This is a genomic window from Pseudoalteromonas umbrosa (genome assembly GCF_030125375.1).
Classification (GTDB): domain Bacteria; phylum Pseudomonadota; class Gammaproteobacteria; order Enterobacterales; family Alteromonadaceae; genus Pseudoalteromonas; species Pseudoalteromonas umbrosa.
Genome location: NZ_JASJUU010000010.1, coordinates 111,929 through 127,085, shown reverse-complemented (window position 1 = coordinate 127,085; position 15,157 = coordinate 111,929). Strand labels below are relative to the sequence as shown.

Here is a 15,157-nt window from a genome sequence, read left to right as displayed (position 1 = left end):
GGTATATGGTATGCAAAAAACATAGGCATTGACTATAAGTACCTAGTGTACCCGTTCAAAAACCCTGTATGGAGATGCCAAAAATGAAGTACTCAAAAGTGACACATATGCCCAATCAAAGCTTAGGCCATATCCCAGAGCAAGAAGCCGCTGAGTCTAAGCAAACCTATCAACAAGAAGTCGCTGATCTGCTCAGCAGTAAAGAGCAGGAAAAAGATCAAACCACAGAACAGTTTATCTTGGGTTATAACTGACAACAACGCCATCACTTACAATCCGCATAAGGGTTGCTAATCTCCCATTTTAGTGTAATGATAATAATTATCGTTACACTAAAATATAATATGTCATGGTTACACCGCAAGTTCTATGTCAGTTTCAACCCCGCTTAGATACACAATGTCAACGCCCTTACTTAGAGGCCCCTGTGCACGTGGCCAACTTTATCGAAGATGGATTCAAGCTGGCTAAGTGGTATGAAAAAAAGCCATGCGTATTATTACAAGAACTCTATTTACGACGTGTCTTTTTTGAATTACTCAATCACATTGCTGATCCACTCGTTCACCAGAGCTTTCGCCAACAATGTTTCGAGCAACTTCATAAACCGCTTCTAGCACTAAAACGTTTTTATAAAAAACAACACCGTTCTATGGCGCCTTTTTACCGCCTCGAGCGCGAAGCTAGGATCATCAGTCACGAATTTAATCCTTTTAACTAGGAGTCAGTATGACCACTTACCGCACCGCATCTGATAGCATGGGCACTTTAGAAGTACCAGAAACAGCACTGTATCAAGCACAAACACAGCGCGCTGTGAACAACTTCCCTGTTAGTGACTTAACCATGCCAACCAGCTTTATTCGTGCCCTTGCTTATATCAAGCAAGCTGCAGCAGAAGCCAATGCACAGTTAGGTCACCTAGATCAAGATAAAGCCAAAGCCATTGCAACAGCCTGTCAGCAAATCATTGATGGTGCTCACCTTGACCAATTCCCTGTTGATGTATTTCAAACTGGTTCTGGCACCAGCTCAAACATGAATGCCAATGAAGTGATTGCGACACTTGCTAGCCAACAAAGTGGCTTAAACATCCACCCCAATGACGATGTCAACATGGGGCAAAGCTCGAACGATGTGATCCCAACGGCAATCCACGTCAGTAGCGCAACGTCGGCAGTCTATGAACTGCTTCCAGCGCTTAAGCATTTATCACAAACTATTGAAAGAAAGAGCAAAGAGGTGGGTCACCATGTAAAAACCGGCCGTACACACTTAATGGATGCGATGCCTGTAACATTTGCTCAAACACTCAGCAGCTGGCAGCAGCAAATTGACTCAGCATACGAAGGCATTTTGTCTTCTCTAGAAAAAGTGTATCAATTAGGCCAAGGTGGCACCGCTGTGGGAACAGGTGTTAACGCTGATAAGCAATTTGCTGCATCATTTAATACGTACTTAAGTAGCAACGTGGGTATTCGCTTTAACCCAAGTCCAAACTTCTTCTACAACATTGGCTCACAAGATGCCATCGTTGCACTTTCTGGCCAGTTAAAAACTTTGGCTGTCGCAAACATGAAAATTGCCAACGACCTACGCTGGATGAACTCAGGGCCATTAGCAGGCCTAGCAGAGATTGAACTGCAAGCACTGCAACCTGGCTCTTCAATTATGCCGGGCAAAGTCAACCCAGTGATCCCAGAAGCAGCAGCCATGGTCAGTGCGCAGGTGATCGGCAACGATGCCACAATCACAGTGGGTGGCCAGTCAGGCAATTTTGAGCTTAACGTCATGCTACCTGTGATCGCCTACAACATCTTGCAAAGCATTGAGTTGTTGGCAAACATCTCTCGCCTAATCGCTGATAAAGCCATCGCAACGTTTAAAGTCAACGAGGAAAACATCCAGCGTGCGCTATCGCGTAACCCAATTTTAGTGACTGCATTGAATCCGGTGATCGGCTATGAAAAAGCAGCAGCCATTGCGAAATTAGCCTATAAAGAAGGGCGTCCAATTATTGAAGTTGCAGCAGAGCATACAGATCTGAGTGAAGATGAGCTTAAAACACTGCTAGATCCACAAAAACTCACAGAAGGTGGTCTATAAGAGAAAAGCGCTCTAATCTTATACAGGGTTTGTGCAAGCTCGCCTGAGGCTATTCAGCTATGATACAGGCGAGCTATGGCTCACTGAATTGGGACAGTTTTCACCCATTAAGTTGCTCAACCCATAGCGTGCCGGCTCTTGTATCTCAACACAAAGCACGGCACACTGTTAAAAAAAAACAGGATAGATTATGAACGCATTTAAGCTAACGCTCGCTAGCCTATTGGTTATTTCAGGGTGTTCCAGTACAAAAGCAGACTCTGAAACGACCCAGTCACAACAAACACAATCACAAGTCGCTGAGCAACCAGTTAAGCAAAACAAAAAACAACTGGCACCAGCACAATTACAAACTAAGTCAGCAGTGCGTCACGATACTGGCCATGGCAAGCCAGCACCAGCGAAAATGATCACCAAAGCTGAGCCCATTGCCCACTATAACAAAGATGAAATATCACAAGCCGGGATCCAAAATCAGCATAAGTATTTAAACTTCATCACCAAAGACAAAACCTGTGACAGCAATAGCCAATGTCTTGCCATTCCTGTGGGTAGTCGCGCATGCGGCGGACCTTCAAGCTATTTAGTGTTTTCTACCAAAACCGCAGATCAAAACAAAGTTTACGAGCTAGCTAAAAAACTCACTGACAGTGAAGCTCAGTATAATGCTAAACATGGCATGATCAGCATCTGTGAGCATTTACGTCAGCCAACAACTCAATGTGTTGAAAATACTTGTGTTACACTAGGTGGTACGAACAAATCACCAACTAGGGACTATCGATGAAGTGTAAACTCGGCATTGTTTTTGGTCTATCAATGATATTTTTGACTGGCTGTGTAACCACCGAAACAGGCGCACAACTTAGTCAGAACCATTCCAGCAATTCACTTGAACAGGTCATTGCAGATAAAGGCTGCGATGCCAGCTTTCAATGCAAAGTCATCGCAGTTGGCGAGCGACTAACCTGTGGTGGACCAAGCCGATACCTAGTGTACTCGTCACGTAATGTGAATGAAGACGATGTCGAACGCGCGGCTAAAGCAGTCACCCTAGCAGAGCAAGCCGACAATAAAGATAAGATTGCAAGCGAAATTTGCGAACCAGTGTTACCCATTCAAGCACTGTGCATCAGCAATACTTGCAAATCAATCGTATTGAAATAGATTTCTAGGCAGTGAGCCCCATCACTGCCTATCCCGCTAAGAAGTGGTTCAGCAGTAGCAATGGCACCACCAAGACAACACACAAGCCCGCAGAACCCAAATAAGATAGCATCAAGCGCTTTTTGAACCAGTAACAATACATAAAGCGCAACAAATAAGTCGATGCCACACCGAATAACGCAAACATCAACAATAGCGATAATAAATAAAAAGACACTGACAACTCATACGCTTAGACACATCATTTTATCATAGCGGTACATTATAAAATCTGCACCTATTTTAATTGCAGCAACAGCCAGTGCCGATTTCTTTTTACCAAAGGTTACTCACCACAACCTTGCCCATCGCTTGGCCACTGGCTAATCGTGCATGGGCATCACCGACCTGTGCAAAGCTCCAATCTGAAGCATCAAGCACAGGTTTGAGCTTACCTGCGTCTACAATGTCAGCCATACTAGCCAAAATATGGTGATGCTCAGCGCGCTTCACATTATGTAGCATCGGAATAAGCATAAAGACCACATGCAATGACAGCCCTTTAAAATGCGCCACAGATAAATCAATCTCAGCCAACGACACCGTTGTCGCAATCTGACCGTTCAGTGCCGCCGCTTCAAACGAGTTCAATAAATTTGCTCCGCCTACTGAGTCATACACCAAGTCAAAACCCGCCCCTTGCGTATGTGTTGTGACATAATCCGCTACCGATTCCGTTTGATAATTAATAGGTGTCGCACCTAAACGCGTGATTAAGTCCAATTGGTCTGGTTTAGAACCCGTTGCAAACACCTCTGCGCCAAAATGTACCGCCAATTGCACCGCCACATGACCGACACCACCTGCACCGCCATGTACAAGCACACGCTGACCATCTGCAACGCCTGCACGAATCAAGCCTTCATATGCAGTGATCCCGACCAATGGTAGGGCTGCGGCTTCACGCATACTCAATGAAGTCGGCTTATGCGCAATTAAATTGGCGTCGGCAATCATGTATTCAGCCAGTGCACCCGGCAGATCAGCTAACCCCCCCGCACAACCATAGACCTCATCACCAACGCGATAACCGTCTACGCCCTCACCAATTGACTCAATCACGCCAGCAAAGTCCATACCTAAAATAGCAGGCAGTGCAGGCGAGAGTGGCAGCGCCGGCCCCATTTCACGGATCATCATATCTACCGTGTTGATACTGCTTGCCATTACCTTCACGCGAACCTGTCCCGTACCAACTTCCGGTTTTGTCACTTCTGTTTGTGTAAATACATCTGTACCGCCAAATTCATTTATAACCATTGCTTTCATGATTAAATCCTCGTTCAGTGAATACAAACAGTATATTTTTTAACTATACTTTTGATAATATCGATATAAATACAATCAGTTTTTAGATTTGATTGATAATGAACATTGCGCATTTAAAATTATTCACCCGCATCGCCGCCACAAATAACATTAGCCTAGCAGGTAAAGAGCTGGGGCTCTCTGCAGCTGTTGCCAGCGCTCATATCAATAAATTAGAAGAGACACTGGAAACACAACTGCTTTATCGTACTACCCGCAAAGTGGCCTTAACGGAAGAGGGGTTGGCTTTTTTACCCCATGCCGAGTCTGTACTCGAGAGCGTTGAAGTCGCTAAAGCCGCCATCGGCGCAGGCAGCCACACACCACAGGGAATATTGCGGATCACCGCTCCAGCCTCATTTGGACGTATGCACATCGTGCCCGCGTTGGTGGAATTTACACAGCGCTACCCGGCACTGAAAATAGATCTTCGTTTGAGTGATAGTATCGTTGATATGGTTGAAGGGGGCTTCGATGTGGCTATTCGCAATGCGGCACTGAGTGACTCTTCCCTGATAGCCAGTAAGCTTGCCAGCGATACCCGTATTTTATGTGCATCCCCTGAGTATATTGCCAAGCATGGCATGCCCAACTCAGTTGAACAACTAAGCGCTCACCCTTTGATTAACCTAACCGGCATAGAGCACTGGGTCTTTGAAGGTGCGACAGAGCACATCAAGTTTAAGCCCATCGGTGGACTGCAAATAGACAATGGCGAAGCCATTCGGGATGCGTGCATACGCGGTATGGGGATCACACTGTGCTCGATGTGGTGTGCTTATCAAGCACTGCAAGAAGGCAAGTTGGTGCAAGTGTTAAAAGAGGTACCCCTTGTCAATGACACTGCATTGTGGGCCGTTTATCCAAGCTCTCGCATGCTGGCCCCCAAAGTGCGTGTGTTTATTGACTATCTCAAAGCCTATATCGGAGATGTGCCCTACTGGGATTAAGCTGGCTTCGCTTGTTGATGTAACTGCGTCAAAGTCTGCATTAAGTCGGCCATCAAGCTTTGATCCATGGCGCTTTGATGGGGTGGGCTAAATTGATTAATGTCATTGTCAAAATACAGCCCGCCGGCGCCAGCAAAACGCTCACCCAAAGCCGCTTCAACTAAAATATCCGCGCCCAACTGCACACTACTGCCTTGCATACCATAAGCTTCTTGGACCATTTTACTGCCTAAAAAAGACTTGGGGTTCACTGCCACCATACACGGTCCACTCACTTTTAATTGTGCACCTAAACACATCGACCACATGGTCAGCGCTAATTTACTTTTTGCATACACAGCCCCCGAAGATAGGTTACTGGGAGTTAATAACTCGCTCGCCTCAAACGGCGACTGAGCAGCAGATGATAAGTTAATAATACGCCCTTGTTTTGGCACAATGGCGAGCAGCGCTTTAGTCAAAATATAAGGGGCAATGGTATTGACCATAAAGCGCATATCATAACCATCACTGGTCAGCGTTTGTGTGGTTTTAAACACACCAGCATTGTTGATCAATACATCTAACTGGGCATTATCTTCAGTGACCGCCTTTGCCAGCGAAGTGACCTCAGCCATCACAGACAGATCAGCACAATAACCTACTACACGTTCACAGCCAAAGCGCGTTGAGAGCTCATCACACAATGCATCTAGCTTATCTTGATTACGACCATGTAATAACACACGATGTCCTTGCATCAACAAGGTAATTGCACTAGCTTTGCCAATGCCATCTGTCGATCCGGTAATTAAAATGGTTTTGCTCATTGCGCTCCCCTTTGCCCTTTAACCGTGTCAATAATGTCTGCGGATCACTTTAATACACCTAACTAATATTGATAATAGTGTATCTTTTTAAATCAGTTTCAAAAATAAATTGATAATAAATATCAAACCACGCTCTAACGCTTGCTTTCAAACACAGCGCCTTTATTTTTCACACAGTGACGCTGACATTGTCGCTCTATTTGGCTTACCCGCTTTTTGAGGCTTTTTACTTAACCACTCAACCACGACTAGGTTAATCAACATGGCAACCAATCTGTCGTAATCATGGTAAAGCGTGAGCACGGGTGCAAATGTCTCTTTCCAATGACCTAACACCAAATGCACTATCATGCCAATAAATAGCGGTGTAATGGCTGCTAAACTTATCGCCACCGCACGCATCATCCACTTTTTATGCTCTTTCACGTGACCGTGGACTATCTGCCAAACTGCTACTGAAAACGCCCCAACAATTGCGATACTCATCACAACCAACGAAATAAAACGTCCACCTAACTCATTTGGAGACAACACAAGGTGTAGCCAAATTCCAGATAACGCCATCACGCAGCCAGATATCACCGCGATGCGTCCAGCAAGTTTGTGCCAGCGCGGGTAGCGAATACGAAGACGAGGCGAAAACTGCCAAGGCATGGTTAAAAAGAATGTTACCCCCGCCATAGCATGGGTTAATATCGCCGCAGGCGCAGCTAAGTACTGAGGGTTTATAACATCAGCCATGCCTAAAACATCAGTTTGACCTAACAGCACTAACGCAATAATGATGATGGCGGGTATACCGGGGACCGCCATGATTAACAGCAGGCCACTGATCACTGGCCAATTAAATGCGACGGGTTGATTGTTGCTAGTCATTGTTTACTCACTTAATTCATCTGGTGAAGGATGCGATGATTATGTAAGATGATTAAAAAGAGGTCGTCCTAGCTGATTGGGCAGGACAAAAACAGCAAAACAGCTTGGCGCTAACCATGATTTAAAGCTTATTTAGCACCCTGTTTTATATACTTATTTTTATTTTGACAATAAGGTCTCGGTCAGACGGATGATTGTAGAGCAACCCAGTCTATTTGCCCTCAATGTGGCCACATTATGTGTCATTATTTTTAGTGCACACCAACTTATTTTGCGGGTGCGTACTTATCAAATTTATTGGCCTTTGGCAGTCTGTTTGCTCGCCATTGGACTCATTGCTATGTTACCCGTCAGCAAAGTATTGCTGCCAATCGAGTGGCAAATTATCAACCACATTGCGTCCTTACCCGCCTTGTTACTGATCGCGCCAAGCTTATGGCTATACACTAAAGCACTGACCAGTAGGACCCCTTGGCAGCTTTCATATCATGATATGAGGCATTTGATCCCCGCATGTGTTGGCAGCATCATTGCCCTCGTTGCACTGTGTTTGCCTTCACGCTATCAACATGGGATTTTGGTGAGTGATGAGCTCACTGTTATTACACACGCCTCCAACCTGCTTCAAATAATCATCTATGGCTTACTGATCATGACGTTTGTCTGCGTACTCGGTTGGGTGGTGCAATCAGCTTGGTACTTTTACAAAATTCTCAATTTGCTGCGTGATTACCATATCAGGCTAAAAGATGTGTTTGCATCTACCGAGCAAAAAGAGCTGCACTGGCTAGTCTGGTTATTAGCTTCCGTCGGCGGAGTGTGGCTATTCATCGCAACGAACTTAGTACTCGATAACCTACTAAGTCCAATTCAGCTTAGCCCGTATCTGCATGCCACTTTACTGTTACTGCTCGTATATAGCTTATCTTTGTGGGGATTAAGACAAAAGCCGGGGTTTGCAGAGTGCTATCACCTTGAGAACACCTCTGCGCCCAATCAAACGCTGACGAACGAGCCGACATCAAGCAGTGAAGAAAAGTATCAGCGCTCTGCTTTAGACACCCAGCAAGCGCAAAGAATTGCCACAAAATTACAGCATGCAATGCACAGTGATAAGCTCTATCTAGACGCTGCTTTATCACTGCCAAAGCTCGCAGCGCACATTCATGCACCGAGTCATTATATTTCTCAAACCTTAAATGAAACGCTAGATATCCGCTTTTTCGATTTTGTAAATCAGCACCGTGTCGATGCAGCAAAGCAGAGTCTCATGCACAGCGATAAAACCATATTGGATGTGGCTATGTCGGTTGGTTTTAATTCTAAGTCTGCTTTTTATACCGCCTTTAAAAAACACACCGGCATGACGCCCAGTGCCTATCGGAAAAAAGAAACTTAGCTCAGGCCTACTTCCAGCCCATTTTCCAAATTTTAGGGTCTTTGAGCACGCGCCAATTAATGGCAATTTCACGTTTCGTCATCAAAGCTTCAATAATACACTCAATCACTTTGCCATCTTCATCAAACTCGACTGACGTGACCATAAAGTGCTTTTCTTTGTGCTCTGGACTCACTGACGTCCACTTACTGTGGAGCAACTTTTTTGGAGTAAGTGTGTGCTGCATAAATAAAGTTTTAAATTAATTTGCTGTTTGATACGCCAAATTTATCATCCCAGATCAACATGACAACAGGCATACCTGAACAGCACGCCTGCATAGGATTAGCGCACTGACTGACTCACCGTGTATTCAGCTATCAATTTATCCATCATTTGTGCAGCTCTAGCAATGTCTGTGGCGGCAATATTGATTTGCTCGGCGCCACTGACATTTTCCGTGGCTTTTTGGAATATACCGTTGATATTTTTGCTCACTTCATCAATGGCATTGCTTTGCTGCTGAGTGTTACTCGATACAGACTCGGTCACCAATTCAACTTGTTGAGCTTGTTCAACAATTTGCTCAAGGGCACGCTTAATTTCTTCCGCACGCTGCGCCGCCTCCAGCGCGTTTTCTTTACCTTGAGTGATCACATCAGACGCCTCTGAGGAGCTGGTTTGTAACTCGCTCACCAAAGCTGAGATCTCTTCTGTTGATTTTTGTGTACGACTGGCAAGGCTACGTACCTCATCAGCCACCACGGCAAAACCACGCCCTTGCTCACCCGCACGGGCCGCTTCAATGGCAGCATTCAACGCCAAGAGATTAGTCTGCTCTGCAATGCTTTTGATCATTTCAACCATGGAAGAAATACTGCCTACACGCTCATTGAGTGCATCCACCGATTGTGCAGAGCGTGCCATATCATCTGAGGCTTGTTGGATCACTTGCACTGCATCAGCCACCACTTGCTGACCTTGCAATGACTCTTGAGTCACGGTTTTTGCAGCCGCCGCATTCTCGTTCATAGAATTGGCAATCACTTGAATATTGGCGCTCATCTGCTCTGAGGCAGACGCTATCGTTTGAATACCAGATTGCTGACTGACTAAATTTTCTTGGCTTTGCTGTATCGCCGTTGCAGTTTCTTGGGAGGCATTTGCAATGCTGGAAGACACCCGAGCAAACTCAATTAAATCATCTTCAAATTGGCGAGTTAGCTTGTTGATGTTATTTGCAGACTTCCCCAGCTCGTCTTTAGAAATCACGCCAATCTCATGCCCAAGGTTTTTGTTTAGCATGGCAATATCTATGCCTTCAGCAATTTTTGCTGACTGGCGGCGACGCAGACGTATCGCAAAAAATAATGCCGCGGTGATAGCCAAGCCGACGACTAAAATGACCAACTCTGTAACCAACACCCACACCGCATGCTGCTGAATTTTGATGGCCGTTTCATCCACCAAGCTGAGCGCTTTTTCTTCAGCTTCTTTCAGTGCGTTAATACGATCTGTAGCTGCTTTGAACCAGCTCTCCGCATCCAGTCCAAAATTATCATTTTTACTTTCAACCCCGCTACGATAACGGGCCACTTCTCGAAAGGCACTGCCACTAAGTGCCTGCTCTAAGATACGTTTCATTTCTGGAGGCGAGGCCTCTAAAGCTTCTTCAAGGTACACGTCTTGCTTAGTCATCAGTGCAACATGTTTGGTTTTCAGTGCTGGCGTAAAACTGTCTCGGCTCAATACATTAGATAATACGGCGCGCTCAATCCCCGCGGACTCTTTAGCACTAGAAAAATTGTAGATGGCCACCAATTCAGTGGCGATGGTGTGATCGTTACTCAGCCGCGATGCAGTGATCACCATATGCAATGCTTTGAGATTGATATCAGTGTAAAACTTCAACGCTTCGGAAAGTGGGATAGACAAGGCATCTACACGACTGCGAATTTGCGACAAATTGCCAAACATGCGTTCAAACTCGGCCAACTCTTTGGCCATTTCAGGGATTAAATCCCAATGCTGTTTTTCCTGCTTAAGCGTGGCAATCAATCTATCTGTTTGAGTACGCTGCTGACGCAAATTATCTTTAAACTTAGCACCTTTAGAGCCGATAAAGCCCGCTGAGGCTCCGCGCTCTTTTTGCGTCTCATGGATAACACTTAATACCATATGGCTCAAAAACGCATTGTACTCTGCATCATAGGCGTCGTTCATCCGTTTAGCCGACATGGATACATCGTAAAAAATCACTGCGCCTAAGAGTAAACATGGTAGTAATACAACGGTTGTCATATGGCTAGAAACCAATCGAGCAATTGCTTGTAACATCACTGCACCACTATTTTTCTTAAACATTTTTTTTACGAATTAAACTATAGTACAGCTCACCCAATTTCAAAATTATTTATTTTTCACACTTATCTAAATGAAAATAAACAGATAAATTATGAAACATAAAAAATACCGATAAAAGGTATAAAAATGTATATTTAGCAATAATATGAATGAGATATCCTAGAATTTCACCCCAATGAACAGTCACCAAAAAAATAGTGGTAAAATAGCGTGTGCACGCTCTCTTACCACAGCTAAATCTGCTTGAAGAATAACTACCGCCCTTCTAATATTTTTGCTTTGATCCATGCACCGGCTTCTTTGAGTTCAGAGTCAGCAAAATTTTGCGACGCACAACTCCCTACCTTAAACGCCGCACCACTGAGCGGGTCGTCTGAGTAATTCCAGTTTGTCCAACTGATCTTTTTTCTTGCCATTAAATCGATGTATTTCTGCGAGCTCACAAAGTCATTTGCACCACCACCTGTGTAGTGCTGCGTACCAAACTCACTGACAAATACAGGGAAAATATCCGACGCTCTATCGAGCATATTGCGGTGATAATCCGTGTGTGCAGCAGCATAAAAGTGGAAGGTATACATGATGTTATCAAACGGCACTGGGTCATCGATCACATCCTGTAAATCGCCATCCGACATAGACGCCCCAAATGTTGACCAACCATGTGTACCAACCATAATTAAAGCATTAGGTTGGATATTACGGATCACAGGGATAACTTGCTCGGCGTAGTGACGTACCGCAGACCAAGGCACGCCATTGGGCTCGTTGGCAATATCATAGATGAGGTTATTGCGGTGCTTGTGTTTTGTCACTATTTCAGTGAAAAATGTTTTGGCGGCCTCAACATTATAATTAGGGTCGCCCGGGTCTAGTTGGTGCCAGTCCACTAAGACATAAAGCCCGCGCGCACTCGCCATCTCAATAAGCGTATGCATTTGATTGGTAAAACCAACCGGATCTGTCTCATAGCCGCCTTCTTGAACGTATAGACTCAATCGCAGTACATCAGCTTGCCAATCATAACTCAGTACATCTAAGCTTTTATCAGTCAAACATTTGCCCAAGCCATGCCACTGCAATCCGTGACTGCTCATACCACGTAATTGAATACGCTGGTTTGACTCACTACACAGGCCCGTGCCACACACTTGCAAACGGCCGTATTTTTCAACCGGCGTGATATGGACACCTGTGTCACAGCGACCCAAATATTGCCACGCGGACCCCGTACCAGGCTCCGAACTGGTCCACCATTTAGCTTGATAAAGCGTATTATTGTGCACCAGTTTATCACCAGCACCAGCATGGCTGGGTTGCCCTTGCCAGTTCTTTTGTGGCCAATCTGGATAGGTATTTACTGCGCTGCAATCAGCAGCATAAACTTGGTTTGATATCAGTCCGACTGCCAATGAGACAGCACTCAAATAACGTTTTTTCATTTTTCAACCTTTACACATTGTTTACATTGTTGTTCCTGATTGAGATATAGAGGTTGCCAAACTAAATGGCTATTATTTTTCACCAAATTGATCGTAAAGTATTGAAAGTGGTTTGAAATGTGCTAAAAATCGCTGTTATTCACAAAGCCCACGCCTAGCTTTTCACTGCGTTTTTGGCCTGTAATCCCATTTATCTATCCATTAGATAGAACTTAAAAATCATATGGTTACAATTTTTTTATACTTCACTTTATGGGTTTTAACGGCTCATGCGTTCTTATTTATATGACCAATCTAATTGAAAGAAAATGAGTAACTTACGATCTGCTAACTACCCGAGAATGAGCAAACTTAGGGCATCAACATCCAGTGTCCATGACCAACTAGATAAAAAAATCATGGCGCAGTCACCATTCGAAAACAAAGCAAATTACGGCCTATTTTTACGCTATCAGTATTATTTAATGAATTACGTTGCTGCGCTATATCAAAGTCCACAGATTGCTGAAATCATTCCTGACCTACCAGACAGAGATCGGAGCGAACAACTGACACAGGACTTTCAAGATTTAGGCATAACTCAGCCAGAGCCTCTTCCTGCACTCCCTCATCTTGATATACCCATTTTTGAGAGTTTGGGCTGGCTCTATGTGATTGAAGGTTCAAAGCTTGGTGCCGCCATCCTAGCCAAAGAAGCTGAAAAACTAGGCCTACACTGCGAATTTGGCGCTCGGTTTTTAACAGGTTCAAGTCGAGGTTCAAACTGGCGTCAATTTATGCAATGCATTGAAGATGCATCATTAAATGCTCAGCAAGAAGATACCATGCTTGAAGGCGCGCAAGCTGCATTTAAGTTTGCAAATGAATTAGTAGAGCTGAGTTATGCTCAACCAAACACCACGCATGTCGCTTAACTTAAAACAAAACCTTGTGAAATACACCTACCTACTCGGTGGGACTATTTCACTCGGGTTTGCATTGATTGGCGCTATTTTGCCCATTATGCCAACAACCGTATTTTTGCTCATTGCACTTTGGTGTTTTTCAAAATCATCTGCTCGTCTTGAGCACTGGCTACTTACTCATCCCAAATTCGGCCACATCTTAAATAACTGGCGACAGGCGCAGGTCGTTCCAAGACCAGCAAAATATCTAGCCGCAGCAGGTATGAGTGTAAGCTTAATCATATCAGGAATTGTGTTTTCGTTTGGTTGGTTGCAAATGTTTTTAACCGTATTGTTTGCATTTATCTGCAATTATTTATTTTCAAAACCAAGTACCTCCTCAGAGCAGCCGAACAAAGCCATAGCTAAAAAGATCAATATCCTACTGAGTGCCATCAGCTTTTCTCTTATTTGCTACTGGTTAATGTCCTCCCCACTCACTTTTTAACACATGAGTTGCTATATCGATAATTAGTTCATCGCATGTAACTTCTGCCCTTGCATGAATCATAAAAAAGGCACTTATAAAGTGCCTTTTAAATACAGAAAACCAATTTAATATATGCGATTAACCTGTGACTTTAACCAGCCATGTTTGTGCCAAGACTGGCGCCAGTTGTTCTTCTGTCGCAACAGAGGTAATAGCCCCTACACCTTGAGGTACATCAAATGCAGCCATCGCATTGACTAACTGGTCCACTTGTTCTGAAGCCAAAGAGGCGTCTGTCGTGACAATACTGTCTACTCGGTAATTTGAGTTGATAAACCAATTGTCTACTTGCACACGATCATCGGTGCCTATCACATCAACCATCAAGTGGTTGCCATTGCGACTAAACCATAGATCACCGCTTGTTAAACCGGTAAAGTCAATCACATCTGTGCTTTGAGGGTCCGCATCATAATTTGAGATTGAGTCTTGACCAAAACTCCCTTCAAAGCGATATGTATCACTCCCTGCACCACCAATCAAGCGGTCATTACCCGTACCACCATTCAGTACATCTTGGCCAGCATAACCATAAAGATGATCAGCACCTCCAGCGCCTGCGAGCACATCATCGGTTTCAAAGCCGTACAAATACTCTCCAGCGTCAGTGCCCGTTACATTGCGCACATCAAGGGCAATTTGCGCTAAATCTAATTGGGTACCATCAGCCAATTCTGCGGCTTCGATGCTATGAATATCAGACAAAAAGTAATTCTTAACGGTGATGGTTTCACCAGTTGTATTATGTATAAACACAAGATTGCTGCTACTTCTTTCCCAGCTCAAATCACTTAAATTGATCCCTTCTCCAAACACCAATTTATCGACATGATTAGCGTCGTTGCGATCAACAGCATCATAGTCTTCTATGACATCATTGCCAGAGCCTACACCCCAACGGTAGACATCATTACCTTGTCCACCACGCAAAGTATCATTGCCGCTGCCACCATCCAGAATGTCATTACCCGCATCACTCTGCAAGATGTCATTCCCACTACCGCCCGATAAAACGTCCGCACCACTACCTGCATATATACGGTCATTGCCGCCTGCGCCTATCAGCACATCATCGGTTTCAAAACCATACAAACTCTCTCCAGCATCAGTGCCCGTTACATTGCGCACATCGAGGGCAATTTGCGCTAAATCTAATTGAGTCCCATCAGCTAATTCTGCAGCTTCGATGCTATGAATATCAGACAAAAAGTAATTCTTAACGGTGATGGTTTCACCAGTTGTATTATGTATAAACACAAGATTAGTGCTACTTCTTTTCCAGCT

Annotated in this window: 17 protein-coding genes; 9 read left to right on the top strand and 8 right to left on the bottom strand. The window is 44.4% G+C overall.

Annotated features, from left to right (window positions below; genetic code table 11):
* The first annotated feature begins 83 nt into the window (after positions 1 to 83).
* The 5 genes from QNM16_RS24530 to QNM16_RS24510 all read left to right on the top strand — a co-directional run bounded on the left by QNM16_RS24530 (position 84) and on the right by QNM16_RS24510 (position 3,273).
* Positions 84 to 254 (top strand): hypothetical protein, encoded by a 171-nt coding sequence (locus tag QNM16_RS24530; protein ID WP_155731883.1) that lies wholly within the window; start codon positions 84 to 86, stop codon positions 252 to 254.
* Positions 255 to 433: 179 nt separating this feature from the next.
* Positions 434 to 721: a hypothetical protein gene (locus tag QNM16_RS24525; RefSeq protein ID WP_284022855.1), complete on the top strand. Its 288-nt coding sequence runs from the start codon at positions 434 to 436 to the stop codon at positions 719 to 721.
* Positions 722 to 729: 8 nt separating this feature from the next.
* A complete protein-coding gene (locus tag QNM16_RS24520) occupies positions 730 to 2,106 on the top strand; it encodes a class II fumarate hydratase (protein WP_237137902.1) in 1,377 nt (458 codons plus the stop codon).
* Positions 2,107 to 2,296: 190 nt separating this feature from the next.
* Positions 2,297 to 2,893 carry a hypothetical protein gene (locus QNM16_RS24515; RefSeq protein ID WP_284022854.1) on the top strand — a complete coding sequence of 199 codons (597 nt, stop codon included), beginning with the start codon at positions 2,297 to 2,299 and terminating at the stop codon, positions 2,891 to 2,893.
* Positions 2,890 to 3,273: a hypothetical protein gene (locus tag QNM16_RS24510; protein ID WP_284022853.1), complete on the top strand. Its 384-nt coding sequence runs from the start codon at positions 2,890 to 2,892 to the stop codon at positions 3,271 to 3,273. The genes QNM16_RS24515 and QNM16_RS24510 overlap by 4 nt, the downstream gene beginning before the upstream one ends.
* Before the next feature lie 28 nt (positions 3,274 to 3,301).
* Here QNM16_RS24510 and QNM16_RS24505 read toward each other — a convergent pair whose 3' ends face one another.
* Complete coding sequence (locus tag QNM16_RS24505) at positions 3,302 to 3,490, bottom strand: hypothetical protein (protein WP_284022852.1); 189 nt, start codon at positions 3,488 to 3,490, stop codon at positions 3,302 to 3,304.
* A gap of 98 nt (positions 3,491 to 3,588) precedes the next feature.
* Entirely contained in the window at positions 3,589 to 4,581 is a 993-nt protein-coding gene (locus QNM16_RS24500) for a zinc-dependent alcohol dehydrogenase family protein (RefSeq protein WP_284022851.1), read from the bottom strand.
* A 98-nt stretch (positions 4,582 to 4,679) separates the two neighbouring features.
* Between QNM16_RS24500 and QNM16_RS24495 the strand changes: the two genes are divergently transcribed.
* Positions 4,680 to 5,570, top strand: coding sequence for a LysR family transcriptional regulator (locus QNM16_RS24495; protein ID WP_284022850.1), 891 nt, complete (start codon positions 4,680 to 4,682; stop codon positions 5,568 to 5,570).
* Here the strand turns inward: QNM16_RS24495 and QNM16_RS24490 are convergent.
* Positions 5,567 to 6,379, bottom strand: coding sequence for an SDR family NAD(P)-dependent oxidoreductase (locus QNM16_RS24490; protein ID WP_284022849.1), 813 nt, complete (start codon positions 6,377 to 6,379; stop codon positions 5,567 to 5,569). The two genes, QNM16_RS24495 and QNM16_RS24490, sit on opposite strands and share 4 nt — an antisense overlap.
* A 162-nt stretch (positions 6,380 to 6,541) precedes the next feature.
* On the bottom strand, positions 6,542 to 7,255 hold the full coding sequence (locus QNM16_RS24485) for a DUF2306 domain-containing protein (protein WP_284022848.1): 714 nt from the start codon (positions 7,253 to 7,255) through the stop codon (positions 6,542 to 6,544).
* A gap of 190 nt (positions 7,256 to 7,445) precedes the next feature.
* On the opposite strand from QNM16_RS24485, the gene QNM16_RS24480 reads away from it, so the two are divergent.
* Positions 7,446 to 8,654 carry a helix-turn-helix domain-containing protein gene (locus QNM16_RS24480; protein ID WP_284022847.1) on the top strand — a complete coding sequence of 403 codons (1,209 nt, stop codon included), beginning with the start codon at positions 7,446 to 7,448 and terminating at the stop codon, positions 8,652 to 8,654.
* Positions 8,655 to 8,661: 7 nt separating this feature from the next.
* Here QNM16_RS24480 and QNM16_RS24475 read toward each other — a convergent pair whose 3' ends face one another.
* The 3 genes from QNM16_RS24475 to QNM16_RS24465 form a co-directional block, all read right to left on the bottom strand.
* A complete protein-coding gene (locus QNM16_RS24475; RefSeq protein ID WP_284022846.1) occupies positions 8,662 to 8,880 on the bottom strand; it encodes a TIGR02450 family Trp-rich protein in 219 nt (72 codons plus the stop codon).
* Positions 8,881 to 8,978: 98 nt separating this feature from the next.
* The gene (locus QNM16_RS24470) at positions 8,979 to 10,997 is read right to left on the bottom strand and encodes a methyl-accepting chemotaxis protein (protein ID WP_284022845.1); all 2,019 of its coding nucleotides are present in this window, start codon (positions 10,995 to 10,997) and stop codon (positions 8,979 to 8,981) included.
* Between the two features lie 254 nt (positions 10,998 to 11,251).
* Positions 11,252 to 12,439, bottom strand: a complete 1,188-nt coding sequence (locus QNM16_RS24465; RefSeq protein ID WP_284022844.1) for a cellulase family glycosylhydrolase — start codon at positions 12,437 to 12,439, stop codon at positions 11,252 to 11,254.
* A gap of 308 nt (positions 12,440 to 12,747) precedes the next feature.
* On the opposite strand from QNM16_RS24465, the gene QNM16_RS24460 reads away from it, so the two are divergent.
* Together QNM16_RS24460 and QNM16_RS24455 are read left to right on the top strand one after the other, a co-directional pair.
* Entirely contained in the window at positions 12,748 to 13,353 is a 606-nt protein-coding gene (locus QNM16_RS24460; protein WP_284022843.1) for a biliverdin-producing heme oxygenase, read from the top strand.
* Complete coding sequence (locus QNM16_RS24455; protein WP_284022842.1) at positions 13,322 to 13,831, top strand: YbaN family protein; 510 nt, start codon at positions 13,322 to 13,324, stop codon at positions 13,829 to 13,831. Before QNM16_RS24460 ends, QNM16_RS24455 begins: the two co-directional genes overlap by 32 nt.
* Positions 13,832 to 13,951: 120 nt before the next feature.
* Here the strand turns inward: QNM16_RS24455 and QNM16_RS24450 are convergent.
* A partial coding sequence (locus QNM16_RS24450) for a calcium-binding protein (protein WP_284022841.1) occupies positions 13,952 to 15,157 on the bottom strand: 1,206 nt, incomplete at its 5' end.